A 19,405-nucleotide genomic window follows, 5' to 3' on the forward strand; every position below is an offset into this window, starting at 1 on the left:
AAAGGAAAGATTATTTAATATATTTTCCTGTTCTCCACTTTTTCATCATATAACCAGCATACATCACTATCATTACTAACAGAAAAAAAGTTGGTAAAATTAAAGGCTGTGTTAAATTCCCAATTGGTGCTGTTATGAAAGTTGATAAAAGATATCCTATTAAAAATATGGCAAGAAACAAGAATAGGTTTATAATTATAAAATGGCTTAATACTCTTTTATTCTTTCGATAACGAAAGAGTAGAATAGAAGCCAGTAGAAATAACCCTAAAAATAAGAATTCAGGAATTGAAGTCCAAGTCCCTAACTCTCGAATACTTTGAATATCTTCTTGCGTTAGGAATTTGGTAGTTCTCCACTGTTCCGAGTTATTTAGACGATAAATTTCCAATAAAATATACCCCAGATAAAACATCAACATAAATCCAATATACGTAGATATTATTAACCCTTTTTTTCCTGCTATTATATCTTTAAACTCTCTGTTTTTTTTCACCGGGTGCCCCCCTTTGGACGAAATCTTAACTTTAAGATAAAATCATTGTTCAGCTAAACAGCGATATCTATTGATTTTTAATAGTATCAACAATATGATCTATAACTTCTTCACTATAATCTCTTGTGATTATAGGATTTGTACTTGATAAGAGCGGACATGATCATTGGTGAGCCTATCACCTCTTCACCATATTTATTCTTCATACCCAGGTTCATCATATGTAACATAGGTTCCTGCTATAAAATCGTGAATCGAACGTTTATCTTCTCTAAGACCAACCATAAAAGCGCTGACAATAACACCAATACCAAAAGTTATTAAATATATTACACCTGCCACTACATCTCTTAGAAGCATGGTTCCAAGACCCAATTTTTCACCATCTATACGAGCAATGCGTATACCGGATACTCTCTTACCGACAGTGTAGCCATACCAAAAAATAGGAAGCAACAAAAAATACAACATATCCAAAATGTCAATTACAGAAAAATCTTCAACGAAGAATTGGTTATATATTATAAGACCCACAAACCCAAATACAATTGTTAATAATATTGTATCTACAATAGATGCACCTAACCTTACCCAAAATCCTGCAGGGTTATTTACCAATTCGAACTCCCCCTCTCTATAAAGCGCACCCTAAATAATTTGCAGTGCTCCCTTTATCACCAATATTTTATCATGAAATTCTCATAAAAATCTATCTATTCTGAGGTATTATGAATCTAATTTGCTGTGAACACGTTTAGTGGTAGCATCTTTAAAATTGGTTACGACACTTGAAGTAGAGTTTTTTTCATTAAATCGTATAATTTAAATCATTTCTCAACAATGAATTTATGAAGTAATTATATCGAGAATCTTATTTGATAAAGTTTCACTCTCTATGTGATTAAATGCTTTTGGGTCAGCAGTTACAATAATTGAAATCCTTTCAATGGGATAGATGAGAATTTGTTGACCACCTGAACCTAAAGCTCGATAAATTATATTATCTTTATATGTCTTTATCCACCATCCAAGTCCATAATCACCGTAACTTAAATTTGTTGGGATGCCATTTGTAGTAAAAACATTTATCCAATTATTAGGAATAATTTCATTGTTATTTTCTAAACCATTATTAACAAGTACTTGGGATATTTTTATTAAACTTTCAAACGAGATTTTTAAGCCTGTACTCCCAACAGTTATACCTTGTGGGTCACTTTCCCATTCAACATCTATTATATCAAGTGGTGAAAAGAGGTATGTCTTTGCAAAATTGGACACCGTTAAGCCAGTTGACTTACTAATTATTGCAGATAGTAGGTGATAATCAACTCCTTTATATCTAAATGTACCTTTTCCTGCTAATGGAAGGTTTAAAATGTCTCTCACCCAATCATTACTATTTAGAACGAGTCCATATAAATCTTTGTCATCAATATCGAAACCCGAACTCATTGTAAGTAAATCTCTTATAGATATATTATTAGGAGCACCTGGTAGGAAGTAATTAATCGGAGTTTCAAGAGACTTTATAAATTCTTTTTTTAATGCAATCCCAATTAAAAGTGAAACGATGCTTTTTGTCATTGAACGAATATTTATTAAATGAGAACTTTTCTTATCCTGAGAACTAAATATCTCTCTATTTGATATTGACACATATAAATTATGAATTGATTCATCCTGTTCATATAATCTAAGAATTTCTTTAATCATAAAAGCTACTCCCCCAATATTCATTTCACAAGATATTGAAAATTTTTCGTACAATATTTCTCTACAATAGACAAAAAGTTCTTCTTCTACTAACTGCTTAATATTTCTACACTTAAATAATAACATAATATTCTAAAAATATTTGCGTAAAAAAGAACAAAACGAACAATTCGATGTTCGGCTTGTTTAACTCTTGCCACCTTCCCTATAGTTAAACAAGAATTTTTGAATAAATTTATTAATCATGAAAAGGATATTGTTAAAAAGAAGGTTTTAAATTATGAAATTACTTATACCCATTCTTTTAGTTTTTGGAATATTATTGATAAATAATTTTTCTACAATCGACACTAACAATATTATAATAACTGAAAAAGAAGTACCTCCATATACTAAGTGGGGAAAGATAGCTATGAAGAAGACAAAAGTAAAATATCCCCAAGCTGAAATTATTGATTTTCTTCATTTAGGTAGGGAAAAAGGAACGGAATATTCGGTAGAAAAATTTAAATTATGGTTAAAAGAAGACAATCGAGAATTTGGAATATTTATCGATATTAAATTCAATAATGAAACAGAACAAATTGTTGACATTGAGTATAAGGAATCAACACAATAGTTAAATCAAAAGCATCTTGTATTTATTTATTTTTAACACGTTCTTCTTCAAATAACTTGCCTGTTAGTGGAACAATAGTGAATTTTGCCTTATTAAATGAAAGCACCAAATTCACATTACCTCTCTATACTTCACACAATATGGTGTAATCAAAGAACCAATTGTAAGTACCAATAACCCTATAATAAGAGTCACAATGAAATTCTCAAAAGGGGAAAGGAAGTTAGTAAAAATCAACATTGGAACAATAGTTAAAAATACAAATGTACACCTTCCAGAAAGGGTTATACTGTGACCTGTATGACATTTATCACACTTAATTGGTTTGTATGTCCACATAAAAGATTTATAGATTTGACTCCAGCTAAATCTCCTATTACATTTCTCACATTTTTGCAAAACAAACACCTCTCTTTACATTTTATAAATTTCTAGTATGGCACCTTTAATCAAATCCTATTATTACAAACGACCTTCCTTTTATTTAATCAAATTTCTCTGCAAGATATAAGGAAATCTCTCTAATTCTCCTGTCGATTTCTTCCTCTATTTGCTTGAATTCCTCATTTCCAGCATAAAACGTATCTCCCTCAATAATATGGTCGGACAAATTAAGCAATCCAATCGCTTTCCGGTTAAACTTCTTCGCAATCGCAAAAGTTGTGGCAGTTTCCATATCAACGCCAATATGACCATCTTCTGACCAATCTTTCACTAAATCAGACGTCTCCATTAACATCGCACTTGTAGAAAATACTGATCCTGTTACATAGCGATACCCTTTGGATTCACAATATGCTACTGCTGCTTGAACCAACTCAGTGTCTGCATGAACCGTTGTTTCACCTGGTAAATACCATTGAGAAACACCATCTTCCATGTAAGCACTTGTCGCGATTAAAATGTCTCCATACTGAATATTTCGTGATAAACCGCCATAATATCCTGTTTGAATGAAGTTTTTAGTACCTACAATAGCGAAGCGATGTGCAATCATAGAAGCTAATGGACCACCAAATACATTCGCAAAACCTAATGGCCTATTATTATATTCCCCAATTACTGTGTTCCACGTTGGCAGCCATTGTTCATTTACCAAAATATTTTTCCAGGTGTCCATATTCCATTCATGTTCCCATTCACCATGTAATATAAAAGTATTTGGGATATTTTCTTCTTCAATTTTCAAAGTCTTGATCCAATCTTCTTTAGTAAATTCCCCGTATAGTTTCATTCATTTCACTCCCTGTATTGTGTTGATCATGAGAAAAGATATTTCTCGACAGTTCTACATCAACTAGCCCACTTTCCCTTAGAATTTGTCTGACTAGATGAATATGAGCAGATCCGACTAGTAGAAGGATACGGTCATTTCCATTTTCTACTAAGGAGGCGATAGTTGAATAAATGATCAAATTACGATTGGGTTTCTAGCCATCACACGACTTCTATCTTTCTTGCAACATATGTTATCGCATTTGTTTTTAACAGCACATCTTTTTCATTCCGTGTAATTTTGTATTCCAGTGGTTTCACTACATGCTTTAATATCTCCCATCCACCATACAATTTTTCAAGTCTATTAATCATTTCTATAGTTGATATATTAATTTCCATTTGTACCGGGAGTTCCGTTCCATCTTCCAAATCAATTTCCTTAACCTCAGAGTTTACAACAATACAATTAATCCCATTATGCTTTGTGCCTTTAACCATTTGTGACAAGACATGATGGAGATGACCTTCAGATGCCACATGCTCCAAGCTAGAAACAGCAACGATAAAATCATATTCCTTTTGCTTTATTGCATAGTTACCTAGATCTGCTTTTTCCGTTCGAATGATCTCATTCACACCATATTTCGCACTATAGTGTCGTAATTTTTGAATGGCTGAATCTAGTAAGTCTACACAGTCAACTCTACACTGTTTATCTTTCAGAGCTTCTGCTATCGGAATACTATTTCTCCCAACCCCACAACCTAAATCTAGTACATTTACCGTTTCATAGGTATCTAAAAATGGAAGTATATCCATTACAGTTTGAACAGGTTTATGTAACCATGATCCCGCTTCAAATAATTTGTAATTATCGTAGCAATAATCGTGATATTTTTTTTCCTCTTTTCGGATTAGTTCAATTCTGCTCATATGTACTCCTTCTATTTCTTAACATGATAGATTGAAAATCAAGACTTCCTCCGACTACGGATGCTGGAATAACTTGAAAGTATTCGATATCAAAAAACTCAGTTAAGACTTCTTTGATCGAATCATGATCATAAAAGGAGAAAAATCGCTTCGGTTCGTAGGAGTCTTCCTCCCAAACACCTTCAAAATACTTTCCTCCATATATGCCAATAAAAATGAGTCCCGTTGGTTTTAGCACCCTACTAATTTCCGCGAGAACTTCTGGTAAATTCTTTTTTGGTACATGAAGTAAACAATTTAATGCCCAAACTGCGTCAAAATGATTATTTGGAAAATCCAGGCTATCAAAACTCATCACCTCAGCATGTAGTCCCTTACTTTTACATAACTTAATCATCTCAGGAGAAATATCTATACTCCTTGTATCTAAACCATTTTCCTTAAAAAACAAACTATCCTTCCCTGTTCCAGCACCAATTTCTAGTAATGTTCTCTTATTATTATTGTATAAATGCTTCAAGAAATAATTACGCTCTCGCTTTTTCCAGTCCGGTGAAAATGATTTATCTCGATGAATTGCTTGTTTATTATAGGAATCTACTAAATCATTTTTGATAGAATTCATTTTTTCTACAGCTCCTTTATTTAGTTGTACCTTCTCTCCTCTTTACTAAATCCTTAATCATTTTTTTCATATGGGGATCTGACTCATGATGAAAGCTAATCGTATCCTTAAAAATAAAGTCACTAGGATTTACGGTTATTTTTGCAAGAGGCTTCACTGGCTCCTTACATATCCATTCATCTTTAATACCACCTTGTTTGAATTTTTCTTTATGGAATAAATACAGCATGCCTTGATCCCATAATTCATCATCAAAGTCATTGTTGAGGGAAAAGTAATAATACCGCTTGATTCCTTTATTTGATTTTACCGTTAAACAAACATTTCGTAGCGAGCCACCATATTTACTACGATTGATTAACGCAAAAAACATTGGCCAGATACCATCAGAAGCTGCAAAAACAGCTTTTACTTTTATCCCATTAAATAATGTCTGTTCTTTTGGCTCGAATGTTACTATATTTGGAATATTTGACCCGTGAACTAATATATTTTTCTCCTCAATAAGATAATTGAGGAACATATACTTAGGCACTTTAGATCCATATGGAATGAGGTTGCCATTCCCTGGTGAAACATATTGGTCGTAAAGCTGCTCAAACGATGCAATAATTTCATTGGGTAAATCCAACTCAGGTAATTGCAGAAAATGCAGTTTGTTAAATAATAGCGCTCGCAATCTATTACTCTGAACCATCCCTTTCATAAACAGGGCAACGAACAAAGAAAGCGTTAAAAACATAAAGAACGTGTTCAAATTGAAAATTTGATTGTTCACATATATGGAGAGAAAACTAGATGTGATCGAATCGATATACTGCCAGTCAACAAATCCAATGTCTTTTTGATATGTATCAGCTAATAGCTGCTTATACCTATTAAATTCTCCTAGTTGAAAATAAATAGCAATGATCCAGTGTATAACGATCGTGAACAGAGCTATAAGGATGAGGCTACTGCTGTTAGCATACGGTTTCAGTATCCTACCCCACAAGAATACTAGAATAGCGAATAGGAGAATCAACGGTATCATCATTAAAATAGCAGGATTGCCATTTCCAGATGTTACACCTGGTCCAGGTGTCATATTGTTTGCTATTAAAAATAAACTCCATGAAATGATACCCACAACGAATAACCACAAGGTATTCTTCACTACGCTCCACCCCTAGACGCGATTTAAATGGGTGTTCTTGAAATCGGTTGGATATTTCAATCCGTATCCAATCATTCGATCCATACCAATATGGGCAAACCATATTAAGCCTATCGACATGAGTATGGAATGATCAACAAGGAAAGCTATGAATACAAGCAAAATAGGAACGATATAAGTATGAAAGATATTATATAATATTGCTCCAAGATGATTATTAAAAAGGTACCCAAGCATAGACAAATCTGGAGCGAATAGTAATAAAACAAATAACAACCAATTCAGATCAAAATAAAAATAGACAAATATACTTAATAATAATGTTGCAAGACCTTCAATATGTAAAAATACTTTAACCACACGATCACCCACCAGTTATTTATTTTTTAAAATCCAATCAACCGCATCCACAAAATCCGTTGCAATGTAATCCGGTTCTACCTCTTTCCATTCGCCATAGTATTCTTGATGCTGATATTTCTTTAACGATTCCATTCCTGCTCCCGTTTTGACCAATATTTTCTTACACCCTACTCGATGTGCAGCAAGTAAATCGGTCCATCTATCACCAATAACAACACATCGATCTAGTGCCAAACCATATTCTCTTGCAGCCTGAGTCAGCATCTTCGTGTTCGGTTTACGGCAAGAACACCCTTGATCATGTTCATGGGGACAAAGGTATACATTTTCAATCCCGAAACCTATTAATTCCTCTGCCAATGCTTCACTCGTAACTTCTCCTCTTGAAATTCCTGGTTGATTGGTAAACGAGAATAATTTTAGCTCCGCTTGCTTTAAATCCTTGATAGAATCCTTCACACCTGGAAATAACGAAAAGTCCCCTGGATAAGCAACTTTGTCGCTTCCACCAATTGTACCGTCTCGGTCGATGAATACGGTTTGAATAATATCTCCTTTTGATCCAACACAATATCGCTCATAACAACCTTCCAAAATATCGTCTATCCAATCATCATCCCATGTGACTCTTAAAGTGGACCAGTTACTTCTACCAGATAGACACTGCCTTCTATTATTTTCTAGATATAAAATAATCGCCACGTCTGATATAATATGATCCTCTTCAGTAAGTTCTTCTTCTGCAAAAATAGAGAATCCACTTATTTTGGACCAAATACCAAATGATACAAGTGGCGGATGTAGACATATATTATCGGAATGGGTATCGTAATTAATTGGTTCTGGTGTGTTTTGTTCCTTCAATGTTAAATCGTAATATTCCCCAGTACCGTCATTTGTTTCCAAATATTCAATATCAATTGCTACATAATGATTTTCAAAGCTTAAAACTATGGGTTGATAAAAGTGATAGACATTTCTAATGAATAGCTGAGAATCAAGGGAAGTACTATATAATTCTTGTAATCTTTTACCTATCATTATTTCTAAAATATGAATTTCTTCTTCTGATAGCAATTCTTCATATTTTTCCATCAACTGCTCTCCTTCCTAATAAGGAATCTCTCCATTCACCCATGGAACCAATAATATAACTATTGAGATGGCAAACAAAATCCAAAATTTTTTTGACCGAAGGCGCTTTTTCATCGGATAGTTCACAACAGAAGAAAATAGAAGAGTATAAATGGAGAATAGAAGAATCGCTACCGCAAACCAAACTACCCATATATCCCCTCTTATCTTTATTCCTTGTAATTCATATAATGGCTCAAGCGCGAACTTCATGATGAATAGACCAAGTGCTAAAGATAGTATACTTTCTACTAGTACGATCCCAATAAGTTTCCATTCTTTCATAACATTCAACTCCCGTTTTTCTCTCTTTAAAATATATGGAGTGTTTTCTGAATGATGAATTATGTATTGGAAATAGTTTCCCTTTTCGGCATGAAATCAGACGGATTCAAATCCTTACTCTCGATTACAATCGCCGTCAGTCCATTACTTGACTTCGTCTCATGCCACTCTTCGGATTGCCAAAATACAGCATCTCCTTGTTGCACGGTGATGAATTTATCCTCTTTCCCTCGAACAACTCCTTCACCTTCTACAATGAGCAATAACTGTGGTACAGTAGCTTGATGGTAGCCAATGACACCGTCTGCCTCGAGATTCATACAGCCTATATGCGCTTGCGAGTTCGTATTTATAATACGTGACATGATGAAGTTCGAATTAAAATGCGTTATCTTTTTTCCAACCTCTTTTTTAAAACTATATATCTCCAAAACTATTACCTCCCTCGTTTTCTCGTCTTTCTTTATTCCGATCCATTAAGAGTAATACTTCATAATCCTTCGTTAGATCCACCGCAATAGCATTTTTTTCAGCAAAGCTTCGCAGTTCTTGATAAAACAACGGTTGAAAATCAGATGCAGAAATAGGCACGCCTTTATTTCGATGAATAATGGCACTTTTTTTAGCCCAGCCGACACGTTTAAAGGTAATATGTTCTAGTTGATCGATGAAAATAGTTTATTGGAAAACGGGATAGCCAAATATGGTTATTTTAATTTGGATATGTTCATCCAATCTAACTTCTCTTCTAAATAAAGCACTAAAAAGTAAAATGAAAGAAAAAATGAATACAAACGGATAATCAAAAGCAATTACGAAACTGAGTGGAAACAGCATTAGAAATAATAATGAATTTGATCTAGAATAATATGCCATTTTCTACCTCCTGTATCTACAAGGATGGAATAATATCAATTAGCATTAAATTCCAATAATTTTAACCATTATAACATTTTTCCACTAAAAAAAGCATTGTCCAATTACAATGCTCTCACTGTCGATGTTATTTATTTTTTTTACCATTTTCAGCTTCCGCTTCTCGCTTTGCTTTTAAGTACTGGCCAACCTCTGAAAAATTAATGGCATTCCGAACAGCAGCTTGAATGACGAAATACAAAATTACAACCGGAACTAGATATATCACGACAGTCATTAAGAAATTTAGAAATTCTCCCATTTGAAACCCTCCTTTACTTTTCTTTATATATGACATTATAGCAGACTATGTCCACGGAAGCATTCTTCTAAACGTTTGCCAATGGACTATTGCCCACACATTCCCTCCTTCCCCTTAATAAACTGCACTAGGGATGAAAGGAGGTATTTTTATTCCATGAAAAAATATGAGATATTCACGTTAATTACTCTAGCAATTGTTATTGCAATCCCTATTGTGTTAAATCTAACAGTTTTTGATGAAAATGGTTCACCAGATGATCCACCACAAGAAGAAAATGGAGATAGTAATAGTGATGGTTCTAACGACGGAAATGATGAAAATAACGGTGATGGTGAAGTTGTGTGGGGTGTTGATTCGGCAAGCTATACCGATGACGACATGTATTCATGTGTGATAGATAATTTTGGCGAACCAGAAGTTTGGGGGCGCTATTTAGGGGATAGAGAAGGTGTTTCGACAGGATTGGATAATGATGAGGTTGACTTTATCCATGAACATGATATTCAAATACTCGTTATCTACAATCATGTGAATGATGCTAGAGGTTATGATCATGGTGTAGAACATGGAGAACAAGCCATTCAGTATGCCAAAGATCTTGGCGTTCCTGAAGGAGTTGCACTATTCGTAGATATAGAGCCAGATTATCCAGTCGATGCTGAGTTTATGGCAGGATGGTATGATACACTATCTGACTCCGAATACGAGCCAGGTATATACGGGGTTTTCGATGAAGGTAGTGAATTGGATGATTCGTACAATGCAATGGATGAAGGAGTGCAAGAAAGTACGGTTGTGTGGACAGCATATCCTCAAGAGGAAGTAACCACTAAAGAAAATGCTCCGAAATATAATCCAGAAGGACCGGATAGTGCTATGTTATACGGATGGCAATATGCAATCGATGCAGAAACATGTAATATCGATACAAATCTATTTAGAAGCGAGATGCTGGACTTCTTATGGTAGATTGATAAGGAGTGGGACGTTCATGTTCCACTCCTTTACCGGTATTTGTAGTTACTTTCAGCATCTCTCTCGCAAAAATTTAGCATTTGTATCCCATATTAACTTCCTCATCTTTATCAAACACAAACCAATAAATTACTCTGCTACTTTATTTTTCTGTAAAGACGGCGGGCAAGCATAATTGTATTCTTTAACCTTTTTATTAACCTCTTTTACTTTTTTGCGGTGTTCTTTTCCTTCTAATGATTCGATCTCTTTTTTCATTTTGTCAATTTCATTAGCTAATTCGACCCATCTTGGCAGTACATGGTTGTCTTTTAAAGTTTTATTTAGTTGTGCTTCATACCGGTTTCCACCGTAATCACGACCTAAATTAAGTGGTTTTCCTTTTCCAGGAAGGTCATCAAAGTGGCCATTCTTCTCTGCATTTCTAATTATTTCTGACATATGATCTGTATATTGGAACTTTTCTTCTATTTCAGTTAGCTCCTCTTCCTTACCCCACTCTGTCTTAAGCATAGAATAGATGAATGCATCATGTGATTCGCCATTTTGATACAGATACCCTCTTAACGTTCCTTCTAATGTAAAACCTAACTTCTTTAGAGCATTGTTGGAAGGTACATTTACCGGAAATGTAACTGCACCGATCCGAAATAAATCTAGACGATGAAAGGCATAGTCAAGCACTTCATTAATCGCTTCGGTGACCAACCCCTTTCGCCAATGTGCTGGTTCCAACTCATATCCAATTTCTGCTCGTTTCAAACGCTGCAAGAGGTTATTTAAACCAATCGTCCCAATAAATTCATTCGTTTCTTTTAGGACAATTCCCCATCGGATACCTGTTTGGTTTACGAACCGAGTTTGAAAGCCTTGAATAATTTCTGCTGCCTTATCAACAGATGCAAGGCTACTCATGCCGTAATATCTTGTCACATCATCATTGGACATAATTTCAAAATATCGTTGGACATAATTCTGATCGATCTCAACTAGGTTTAACCGTTTGGTCTCAAGTACTGGAAATTGATCCATGTCGCTCGCTCCTTCTCTCGTAATTGTATAGTATATTCGACATAATCTAGTAAAAATCCTGCATGGAAAAAATCAGACAGTTTCAATTAAAGGTACATTCGTATACATTGTATACTTTGCGTATTAAATGTTAAAACCTAGTAATATTATGTTTGATTAGGTCTTTTAAGAAAAAGAAATCTGTTTAGTCATCAAATTTGTATAAAATTTCATGTTAGATAAAACTACAAATTATGATATGTTAGATGTAAGCTAGCGCCCAGGTTTATTGAAAATATAAAAACAGATAAATACAACATTGTTATGAAAGAGGAAGTGAATTTATGTTTGCACTCATTCCGTTACTATTACTTTTAATATTGGCTTTCTTACTATTATTTATATTTATTAAAAGAAACAAGGTGTCAGGTATAAAATTTATGTTATTAGGAATAAGCATTATTTTAATTGGGGGATTTATTGCAGTTGATGAAGATTTAAACTTATGGGGATCTGAATATTTGATTGTTTTTACAGGTTTAATATTCTCGATTGCTGGTTTTTCCAAAAATAGTTAACTTGTTCAACGGGTAAAAGGGTGAGTTAGCTAAATTAGATAAGAACGAATTTATAGAAGCCTGGGTATCACTCCCAAGCTTCCTTTTTTTGTTATTTATGTTTTGATTTAAATGAGAGTTTCGTTACAAAAATCACTGCTTTTTATTGTGAAATAACGTTTCACATTTAGCATGAAACCGTTAGACAAATCCACCACCCTATATTGTAGAAAGAACAACTTGTTATTTTATTTGTTCAACTTCCACATTTGTTTGATCTAATACTGAATGATCAATATCTCTTACGGTACGATAGCCGCTCAATCCTAGTGTAATATCTAGATCAGCAACTATATTTCGCAACACTTCCATTACTCCACGCTGTCCAGCAACGGCAAGGCCATACATACAAGGTCTACCTACTAAAACTCCCTTCGCACCTAGTGCTAGCGCTTTAATAACATCGGAACCACGTCGGATCCCACTATCCATTAATACTGGAATTCTATCTTGAATAACATTACAGACTTTTGGTAGTGCATCTAGTGCCCCCTGTGTACCATCAACCTGTCTTCCTCCATGGTTGGATACAATAATGCCGTTCACACCATATTCTAGTGCTAGTTTTGCATCATCTGGATGCATAATCCCTTTTAATAGAACAGGTAGATTCGTATGTTCCTGTATAAAACTTATGTCATCCCATGTTAATCCTGGATTCCCGAAAATTTGTGTCCAATACATAATAGCTGCAGTTGGGTCTTCTTTTGGCGATTTTTCCAGTTTTGCGTTAAATGCTGGGTCGGTAAAATAGTTTCCAACGCCTTCACCAATTAAGAAAGGTAAATAAACATTTTTCAAATCATCCTCGCGCCAAGCCATCATCGGAGTATCTAATGTTACAACAATAGCGGAATAGCCAGAAGCCTCTGCCCTTCGTAGAAAACTAGCTGTTACGTCTGGATCTTTACTCCAGTACAGTTGGAACCAACGAGCTGCATCCTCCATGGCTTCAGCAATTTTCTCCATGGGTACAGATGATGCGGAACTAGCAATGTACGGAATTCCCATCTCCGCTGAAGCTTTCGCAGATGCTAGTTCCCCTTCTGGATGAATAATAGACTGTACACCAATTGGAGCCTGTAATATAGGAGACGGAAATGTATATCCCAATAATTCGACAGATAAATCTCTTTCTTCTACATTTCGAAGCATTCTCGGAATGAGCTTTCGTTGTTCAAAAGCTGCTACATTTGCTCGCATCGTCCGTTCTCCACCAGCACCACCTGCTACATAGTAAAAAGGACCATCTTCCAACACCTCACGAGCTTGTTTCTCCCATTCTTCATATGAAATTGGCAATCTATTCGGATCTGGATTGGTCATTGTAGAATAGATTTGATATTGAACCTTATTTCCGATATTTTTCATCACCGATATCCCCCTTAAAATATTCCAACCGAAAGTAAACGCTTACATTTGTATTTACAAGAAAACATTTATTTCTTGTGTATGGAGACAAGTATATTATACAAGTGGTTTTCCAGTCAATAATTTTAAGAAAATTCAAGCAATATTACACAATCCTAATTAGCCCCAGTTATCTGGATCTGACATTCGTATCTCTTCCACTATTTCATCCAAATCAAATGGTGTAATTAAATAAACCGGATAGTCTTTAGATGCATTTTTCGCTTCTTCATAGAAGTAACGATTGTTGCCAGGAAATTCCTCATCCAATAATAACAAGCATCCATCACTCTTATCTACTAGCCATTTATTCTTGGCAACAAATTGATACGGACCTTTATAATCACCTTGATACATTGGCTGATAAAAATCCGCTACCATGGTGAGCTCTTGATACTTCTGTTGTATGGCTTCTGGCCAGCGACTTTCTTGGTTCTCAAATGGAGGAATGATTGCAATTTTGATGTCATATTCTTCTTTTAAATCCAGTACCACTTCCGCCGTCCACAATTCCACTCCCATTTGGCCGCTAATTAGTACCCATTCAAGTCCTTCTTCGATAAAACCAATAAGCTTCTTCGTAATAGCAGCCTTCACAAAAGCAATTTTCGGATCGCTCTCCTTAAATATATTTATCTCTGTTGGCTTATAGCCGGTTACTGTCAGTACTTTCATATGTATAACAACCTTTCTACATCAAAGAGCTGACAGAAATATGCCAGCCCCTCCATGGTATCACCATTTATGCAATTATCTCCAAGGATTTGCACCAGCTGCAGGCGGTCTTCCAGCTGGCCCTGTCATACCTGGGCCACCCATTCCTGGACCTCCCATTCCTGGACCTCCCATTCCTGGGCCTGCCATTCCCGGGCCTGCCATTCCCGGGCCTCCAACTCCTGGGCCTCCAACTCCTGGGCCTCCAACTCCTGGGCCTGGAGAAGGAACATTGTACGCTCCTCCAAATACATCAACACTGTTAACCGTGTTTACGACAGAGGTTGAATGCGGATAGTAATGTTGATTTTTTATTAAATGGTGGTTCATTACCGTCGTATGTGACGGATGAATCTGGTCAACCGTTTCTTCAGAACAACAGTGTACGACATTACACTGTGTTGGATGAACAATTTTTTTCGGACCACAATGTGGTCGTGGACGATGTCTCATACATTTACCCCTTTCTTGTGATAAGTTCACTAATAAACTATGACAAGTGACCGATAAATGTATAAGACAGCGACCTATTTTGGTCAAATTTACTATAAGATGGGCGCCCAAGCAATCCTGGGTATTAGTAGTGTGCTAATAACCCTTTTCTCATGGCAACTCGTTCACAATATAAAAAGATAACTAAACCGATGACAAAATAAAGTACTGCATTAAAACCTAGAATTAAGAAATCGCCAGCATTGATTTGACTTAATGTGACTCCATCAATCATCACACTACGTACAAGATCGACTCCTTTTACAAACGGAAAGTAGGCTAAAAATGGAGCGACTGATAATGGTACGAATGTAAGTCCCATTAAAATAAACTGCAAAATCTGCAAAAATGCTTGCACTTGTTTCAAAATGATCGATATCCCCGCAATAATCAAGCCAATACCAAACATACTTATTAACGTTAAAATGAGGATTGGAACTATCGTAACAACGTCAATATTTAACCATTGCCCTGTCGTTAGCATGGATAAAAACAGCAGGAAAATGACAATTATAAAGTTAAGAATTGTCGTTGCAAACAGCCTTGTCGTCATAATTTTCCATATACCCATCGGTGACATGGATAACTGTTCCAATGTTCCCCGCATTCCCTCATTGATGACTTCCCAGCCAATACTGTTAATGACCATGAATGCTAAAAACCAAAAGATATAGTTCACAATCGCATATTGGGTATTTATATCCTGTGTACTAGGATCACCAATCACTTGAATTCCTAAAAACATGCCTAAAAACACAAAATAAAATGTAAATAACATTGCAAGTGTATTCGGTAAATACCTTTTAAGTTCTATGTACTCTTTCCGTACATTTGCTTTAGTCAGATTATACCATTTCATGCTGCTTTTCCCCCTTTACAATCTTCATGAATATTTGCTCAAAGTTTATCGTTTTACGGTCTATTGCTTCTACAGGGGTATGTTTTAGTTTTAAAACATCAAACAAATCATAGATTTCTTCACTCTTGGTTAGATCTACCTCTAATGTGGATTGAACGGTATCTGGAATGTATTCTAGTTGTGGGAACTTCTGAAGTAATAATTGATGCTGTTGTTCACTCAATAAGCCGCCAAGCGTAACATTGTATGCACGTACTTCAAACAAGCGTAATAAATTTTCTACTTTATCATTCGTAACAATCTCCCCGTGATTAATAATAACGGTTCGGTCACACAGATCTTGGATAACATCCATATCGTGAGAACTAATAATGATCGTGCGGTGATAATTGTGTACGATTTCTTGAAGCATTTCTCGTACTTCATACCCTGTTTCTACGTCTAGCCCTAAGGTCGGTTCATCGAGTAAAATAACCTCACTATCTGCTAGCATCGCAACGGCAATAGCTAGTTTTTGCTGCATTCCTCTCGAAAGTCGATTAACTAACTCATTTTCCTTTTCTTTCAGATTGAATTTTTCCAGTAAGTCATCGATTTTTCCTGCGACTTCTTTTCTCGATTGACCACGGTTGCCAGCAAAATACTCTAGATTTTCTCTAACAGATAATCGCCAATATAAATTACGATTCCCTTCCAAAACAGCACTAATATGTTGAAGTGACTTTAGTCGCTTATCTTGATTATTAATTCCATTGACTATAATCCGACCTTCATCCGGTATAAGCAAACCACAAATTAACTTAATCGTTGTGGTTTTACCTGCACCATTCGGCCCGAGCAGTCCTAGAATTTCTCCTTTGTTAACCGTAAATGATATATCATTTACCGCCGTAATAATTTCTTTTGATTTCCTTTTTTTGTACGTTTTTTTGAGATTTTTCACCTCGATAATTTGCTCCATCTCCTCATTCCTTTCCTTTATTTGGTATACCATAATTCTAGAACGGATGCCCAAACAACACTACAGCCCATAGATTGAAAACAAATCAGACTTAAGGCGTACCATAGGGGTCAGACCCCTCGTCCCACTCGGCTCCTTAAAACTGGACACTGAAAGTTTTAAAGTTATGGATACCTGTCCCATGCCTAATGACATCTTTTCTCCGTAATTCGTAAACAGCTTCTAATACTTCCTGTAAAATAATTGGATCGATTCCTAATTGGTTATGGGAGCCGAAGATCTGTTGGATTCCTTCGAGAAATGCAATTTTTTCTAGTGAATTGACCAATTTCTCTGGATCGGTAGTCGGGTAAAACGCATAAATAGGTGTACCGGTATACAATAAGTCTCCCGTAAATAAATAGTCCCTGGAGTTATCCAATATACAAATATGACCTGGGGAATGACCTGGCGTATGAAATATCGTTAATAATCGATTACCTAAATCAATTAAATCACCATCATCAAGCAATTCTGTCGGTTCCCCTTGAAATGGCTTGTAAGTAGCCGGATCAAATGATTCCGGAGTTGGTTTGGTAATATCTCTTCCAATATCTTTTCGAATCTGCTCAATCGGTAAGCCCTTTATTCCATGCGCAAGCCATTCTTTTTCATTCTTATGTACTAAGATCGTTTCAAACTCCCCGTGACTACCAATATGATCCACATGTACATGAGTTGTAATCACAAGGATTGGCAATGTTGTCAATTGATCGATAATACGCTTGATATTGTCAATCCCAAGCCCAGTATCAATCAGTGCTGCTCTCTCTTCCCCAATCAACAAAAATGAATGCACCTTTTCCCAGTGTCCATACTCACTAATCGCATAAGTCGCCGAATCAATCTCTTCCACCGTAAACCAAGGATCATGTATTACTTTCATCAAGACCCCTCCTTTTTTTTATCATATTATATCACGAGAGGGTGGGACGAGGGGTCTGACCCCCCTCACCAAAAAACACCTTTACTCCAAGCTATACAGGAGTCAAGGTGTTTTTTCATACGTATTTTTTATAAATCATGATGCTGATGTTGATTCTGTCTCGAATGATTTTTATTTTTTACTTTTTTTGACCCATCCAATGGTTCTCCGTAAGGTTGCTCTGGAGCTAATGGTAAATCAGGCTGTTTTTGTTGTTTCGGTCCTTTTGATTTGCCTGCCATAGGAAAATTACCTCCTTTCAACATATACAACTAGTTTTTGGGAAAGCTAACAATTTATACAGATATATTTAGAAATGTAAAAGGATAAGCAATCCTTTATTAGGAAAACTTACCCTTTTGAGATGGAGGGAGAAAATATTAGCTGGAGCTAATAATAATTAACTACTTTACGCTATAGCTGAAACAAGTGCAATCAATAGAATAATTGGTGTAAAAATAAAGAACCAGAAAAATAATAGAAGGAGCGCTGCAATCATTCCTATTCACCTCCCATAGTGTTCTATGAGATCTCACATTATAATCTATGTTAAAACTGGCTTCTCGTATGGACGAAGATACATGAAGTCTTTGAAATAACAAAAAATAGTTACTTTTAATAGGAAAGGTAACCTAATATCTATCGGCATATCAACTAGATTTAAGTAAAAATAATATAAATGACTAGTAATAGGTAATCATATATTTATAAGTTGCATAGACATTCACACTTTCAATTTTGAAATTTATACGTACCTATGTATAGAGGATTAAACTAAGGGTGGTGAATACGATTGAAAAAGTCTCATCAAAAAAAAACAGGTTCTGAAAAATATCGGCAGCTACGAAATAAGCCAAAAATGGCCAAAAAACAACAAGAAATACAACTAACTCAATCTAGCAGTATGTCCTTACCTAGTATTAACGTTAAAGATACCGAACAACAAAACACGAATCAATTAACAGACGGTGAAAAATTCCTACATCAACTAAAAATAGAATGGAAGAAGGATCAACTGAATACGGAATCAATAGATAAGTTACTAGGTGTCATTCACACATTGAAAGAAGAAAAAGGATTTGATTACGTAAAGAAGGTAATGAGTGGCATAAAGAATATGGCACAAAAGATTCCCGTAAAGGGGGTGATGAACATCATGGCAAACAAAATGGATCTAAACGAACTGTTGAACAACTTTGAGTCCCATGAGGAAAACGCTGAGCTTCTTCAGACAATGATGAATGACCCTAAAATGAAAAAACAAGCAATGGATATGATGCAAGAGGTAATGAATGACGAGGAGCAATTTAAGAAAATGACGGAGCTCATGACGAAAATGCTGCAAAAAGATAAATAACCTAGTAATTTTTTAGATAATAGAATCATTTTTTAAAAAATAGGTGAAGTATAACTAGCAAAATTATGAATCTACCATACTCTAGTATTAGAAAGGAGGTACGTAGTATGGTAAAAGATGTACAAAAAAAACTTAATGAGGCTGTTCAATTAATAAACCATAAATTAAATCAAAGTCGTAATAAGTTAAACAGTTTTTCAAATGCAGATTTACAAAGCTCTAAGAATTTACAATCCCATTTGGACAGTCTTGTAAATCAGCTTCGTAAAAAATAGTCCTACTTCATCTATGATAAAACCTCTCCCAACAATTGTGGAGAG

29 protein-coding genes and 1 pseudogene are annotated in these 19,405 nt (G+C 35.3%); 5 read left to right on the top strand and 25 right to left on the bottom strand.

Features of this window, described 5'->3' with window-relative positions; genetic code table 11:
• Positions 1-10: 10 nt before the first annotated feature.
• The 3 genes from ACFSTA_RS01425 to ACFSTA_RS01435 form a co-directional block, all read right to left on the bottom strand.
• Positions 11-496, bottom strand: a complete 486-nt coding sequence (locus ACFSTA_RS01425) for a hypothetical protein (protein ID WP_377554705.1) — start codon at positions 494-496, stop codon at positions 11-13.
• A gap of 195 nt (positions 497-691) precedes the next feature.
• Positions 692-1,114 carry an RDD family protein gene (locus ACFSTA_RS01430; protein WP_377554707.1) on the bottom strand — a complete coding sequence of 141 codons (423 nt, stop codon included), beginning with the start codon at positions 1,112-1,114 and terminating at the stop codon, positions 692-694.
• A gap of 228 nt (positions 1,115-1,342) precedes the next feature.
• Positions 1,343-2,212, bottom strand: coding sequence for a serine hydrolase domain-containing protein (locus ACFSTA_RS01435; RefSeq protein ID WP_377554709.1), 870 nt, complete (start codon positions 2,210-2,212; stop codon positions 1,343-1,345).
• 280 nt (positions 2,213-2,492) lie between these two features.
• Here ACFSTA_RS01435 and ACFSTA_RS01440 point away from each other — a divergent pair, with 280 nt between their 5' ends.
• Entirely contained in the window at positions 2,493-2,831 is a 339-nt protein-coding gene (locus tag ACFSTA_RS01440; RefSeq protein ID WP_377554711.1) for a DUF3889 domain-containing protein, read from the top strand.
• 111 nt (positions 2,832-2,942) lie between these two features.
• Here ACFSTA_RS01440 and ACFSTA_RS01445 read toward each other — a convergent pair whose 3' ends face one another.
• From ACFSTA_RS01445 to ACFSTA_RS01505, 13 genes are all read right to left on the bottom strand, one after another.
• The gene (locus ACFSTA_RS01445) at positions 2,943-3,239 is read right to left on the bottom strand and encodes a TIGR04104 family putative zinc finger protein (protein WP_377554713.1); all 297 of its coding nucleotides are present in this window, start codon (positions 3,237-3,239) and stop codon (positions 2,943-2,945) included.
• 76 nt (positions 3,240-3,315) lie between these two features.
• Complete coding sequence (locus tag ACFSTA_RS01450; protein WP_377554715.1) at positions 3,316-4,065, bottom strand: nucleoside phosphorylase; 750 nt, start codon at positions 4,063-4,065, stop codon at positions 3,316-3,318.
• Positions 4,040-4,246: a DUF5694 domain-containing protein gene (locus ACFSTA_RS01455; protein ID WP_377554717.1), complete on the bottom strand. Its 207-nt coding sequence runs from the start codon at positions 4,244-4,246 to the stop codon at positions 4,040-4,042. The genes ACFSTA_RS01450 and ACFSTA_RS01455 overlap by 26 nt, the downstream gene beginning before the upstream one ends.
• A gap of 22 nt (positions 4,247-4,268) precedes the next feature.
• Positions 4,269-4,982 carry a class I SAM-dependent methyltransferase gene (locus tag ACFSTA_RS01460; protein WP_377554718.1) on the bottom strand — a complete coding sequence of 238 codons (714 nt, stop codon included), beginning with the start codon at positions 4,980-4,982 and terminating at the stop codon, positions 4,269-4,271.
• Positions 4,969-5,607: a class I SAM-dependent methyltransferase gene (locus tag ACFSTA_RS01465; protein ID WP_377554720.1), complete on the bottom strand. Its 639-nt coding sequence runs from the start codon at positions 5,605-5,607 to the stop codon at positions 4,969-4,971. Before ACFSTA_RS01465 ends, ACFSTA_RS01460 begins: the two co-directional genes overlap by 14 nt.
• Before the next feature lie 16 nt (positions 5,608-5,623).
• Complete coding sequence (locus ACFSTA_RS01470) at positions 5,624-6,763, bottom strand: hypothetical protein (protein WP_377554722.1); 1,140 nt, start codon at positions 6,761-6,763, stop codon at positions 5,624-5,626.
• Between the two features lie 12 nt (positions 6,764-6,775).
• Positions 6,776-7,123 (bottom strand): DUF4260 domain-containing protein, encoded by a 348-nt coding sequence (locus ACFSTA_RS01475; protein WP_377554724.1) that lies wholly within the window; start codon positions 7,121-7,123, stop codon positions 6,776-6,778.
• A gap of 15 nt (positions 7,124-7,138) precedes the next feature.
• A complete protein-coding gene (locus ACFSTA_RS01480) occupies positions 7,139-8,221 on the bottom strand; it encodes an HAD-IIIA family hydrolase (RefSeq protein ID WP_377554726.1) in 1,083 nt (360 codons plus the stop codon).
• A gap of 15 nt (positions 8,222-8,236) precedes the next feature.
• Positions 8,237-8,545 (bottom strand): hypothetical protein, encoded by a 309-nt coding sequence (locus tag ACFSTA_RS01485; RefSeq protein WP_377554728.1) that lies wholly within the window; start codon positions 8,543-8,545, stop codon positions 8,237-8,239.
• A 59-nt stretch (positions 8,546-8,604) separates the two neighbouring features.
• A complete protein-coding gene (locus tag ACFSTA_RS01490) occupies positions 8,605-8,976 on the bottom strand; it encodes a cupin (protein WP_377554729.1) in 372 nt (123 codons plus the stop codon).
• Positions 8,963-9,136, bottom strand: a complete 174-nt coding sequence (locus ACFSTA_RS01495) for a hypothetical protein (RefSeq protein WP_377554731.1) — start codon at positions 9,134-9,136, stop codon at positions 8,963-8,965. Before ACFSTA_RS01495 ends, ACFSTA_RS01490 begins: the two co-directional genes overlap by 14 nt.
• Before the next feature lie 87 nt (positions 9,137-9,223).
• Entirely contained in the window at positions 9,224-9,421 is a 198-nt protein-coding gene (locus ACFSTA_RS01500) for a hypothetical protein (protein ID WP_377554733.1), read from the bottom strand.
• Between the two features lie 127 nt (positions 9,422-9,548).
• On the bottom strand, positions 9,549-9,722 hold the full coding sequence (locus tag ACFSTA_RS01505; RefSeq protein ID WP_377554735.1) for a hypothetical protein: 174 nt from the start codon (positions 9,720-9,722) through the stop codon (positions 9,549-9,551).
• Between the two features lie 156 nt (positions 9,723-9,878).
• On the opposite strand from ACFSTA_RS01505, the gene ACFSTA_RS01510 reads away from it, so the two are divergent.
• Entirely contained in the window at positions 9,879-10,694 is an 816-nt protein-coding gene (locus tag ACFSTA_RS01510; protein ID WP_377554737.1) for a glycoside hydrolase domain-containing protein, read from the top strand.
• Between the two features lie 135 nt (positions 10,695-10,829).
• Here ACFSTA_RS01510 and ACFSTA_RS01515 read toward each other — a convergent pair whose 3' ends face one another.
• Complete coding sequence (locus ACFSTA_RS01515; RefSeq protein ID WP_377554951.1) at positions 10,830-11,213, bottom strand: DnaJ family domain-containing protein; 384 nt, start codon at positions 11,211-11,213, stop codon at positions 10,830-10,832.
• Positions 11,196-11,732 (bottom strand): annotated as a pseudogene (locus tag ACFSTA_RS01520) (GNAT family N-acetyltransferase); the annotation flags it as partial. The pseudogene ACFSTA_RS01520 and the gene ACFSTA_RS01515, both read right to left, overlap by 18 nt.
• 323 nt (positions 11,733-12,055) lie before the next feature.
• Between ACFSTA_RS01520 and ACFSTA_RS01525 the strand changes: the two are divergent.
• Positions 12,056-12,289 (top strand): hypothetical protein, encoded by a 234-nt coding sequence (locus ACFSTA_RS01525; protein WP_377554738.1) that lies wholly within the window; start codon positions 12,056-12,058, stop codon positions 12,287-12,289.
• A 222-nt stretch (positions 12,290-12,511) separates the two neighbouring features.
• On the opposite strand, the gene ACFSTA_RS01530 is transcribed toward ACFSTA_RS01525, so the two are convergent.
• The 7 genes from ACFSTA_RS01530 to ACFSTA_RS01560 all read right to left on the bottom strand — a co-directional run bounded on the left by ACFSTA_RS01530 (position 12,512) and on the right by ACFSTA_RS01560 (position 17,970).
• Positions 12,512-13,699: a lactate 2-monooxygenase gene (locus tag ACFSTA_RS01530; protein WP_377554740.1), complete on the bottom strand. Its 1,188-nt coding sequence runs from the start codon at positions 13,697-13,699 to the stop codon at positions 12,512-12,514.
• 159 nt (positions 13,700-13,858) lie between these two features.
• Positions 13,859-14,413: an SLOG family protein gene (locus tag ACFSTA_RS01535; protein WP_377554742.1), complete on the bottom strand. Its 555-nt coding sequence runs from the start codon at positions 14,411-14,413 to the stop codon at positions 13,859-13,861.
• A 75-nt stretch (positions 14,414-14,488) separates the two neighbouring features.
• Entirely contained in the window at positions 14,489-14,905 is a 417-nt protein-coding gene (locus tag ACFSTA_RS01540; RefSeq protein ID WP_377554744.1) for a CotD family spore coat protein, read from the bottom strand.
• A 124-nt stretch (positions 14,906-15,029) separates the two neighbouring features.
• The gene (locus ACFSTA_RS01545) at positions 15,030-15,803 is read right to left on the bottom strand and encodes an ABC transporter permease (RefSeq protein WP_377554746.1); all 774 of its coding nucleotides are present in this window, start codon (positions 15,801-15,803) and stop codon (positions 15,030-15,032) included.
• Positions 15,790-16,764 carry an ABC transporter ATP-binding protein gene (locus tag ACFSTA_RS01550; protein ID WP_377554747.1) on the bottom strand — a complete coding sequence of 325 codons (975 nt, stop codon included), beginning with the start codon at positions 16,762-16,764 and terminating at the stop codon, positions 15,790-15,792. Before ACFSTA_RS01550 ends, ACFSTA_RS01545 begins: the two co-directional genes overlap by 14 nt.
• 136 nt (positions 16,765-16,900) lie before the next feature.
• On the bottom strand, positions 16,901-17,689 hold the full coding sequence (locus tag ACFSTA_RS01555) for an MBL fold metallo-hydrolase (RefSeq protein ID WP_377554749.1): 789 nt from the start codon (positions 17,687-17,689) through the stop codon (positions 16,901-16,903).
• Between the two features lie 128 nt (positions 17,690-17,817).
• On the bottom strand, positions 17,818-17,970 hold the full coding sequence (locus ACFSTA_RS01560) for a small acid-soluble spore protein P (RefSeq protein ID WP_377554751.1): 153 nt from the start codon (positions 17,968-17,970) through the stop codon (positions 17,818-17,820).
• Between the two features lie 551 nt (positions 17,971-18,521).
• Here ACFSTA_RS01560 and ACFSTA_RS01565 point away from each other — a divergent pair.
• On the top strand, positions 18,522-19,085 hold the full coding sequence (locus tag ACFSTA_RS01565; protein ID WP_377554753.1) for a hypothetical protein: 564 nt from the start codon (positions 18,522-18,524) through the stop codon (positions 19,083-19,085).
• Between the two features lie 107 nt (positions 19,086-19,192).
• Positions 19,193-19,360: a hypothetical protein gene (locus ACFSTA_RS01570; protein ID WP_377554755.1), complete on the top strand. Its 168-nt coding sequence runs from the start codon at positions 19,193-19,195 to the stop codon at positions 19,358-19,360.
• The last annotated feature ends 45 nt before the right edge of the window (positions 19,361-19,405 follow it).

This window comes from Ornithinibacillus salinisoli (assembly GCF_042684965.1).
In the GTDB taxonomy this organism is placed as follows: Bacteria; Bacillota; Bacilli; order Bacillales; family Amphibacillaceae; genus Ornithinibacillus; species Ornithinibacillus salinisoli.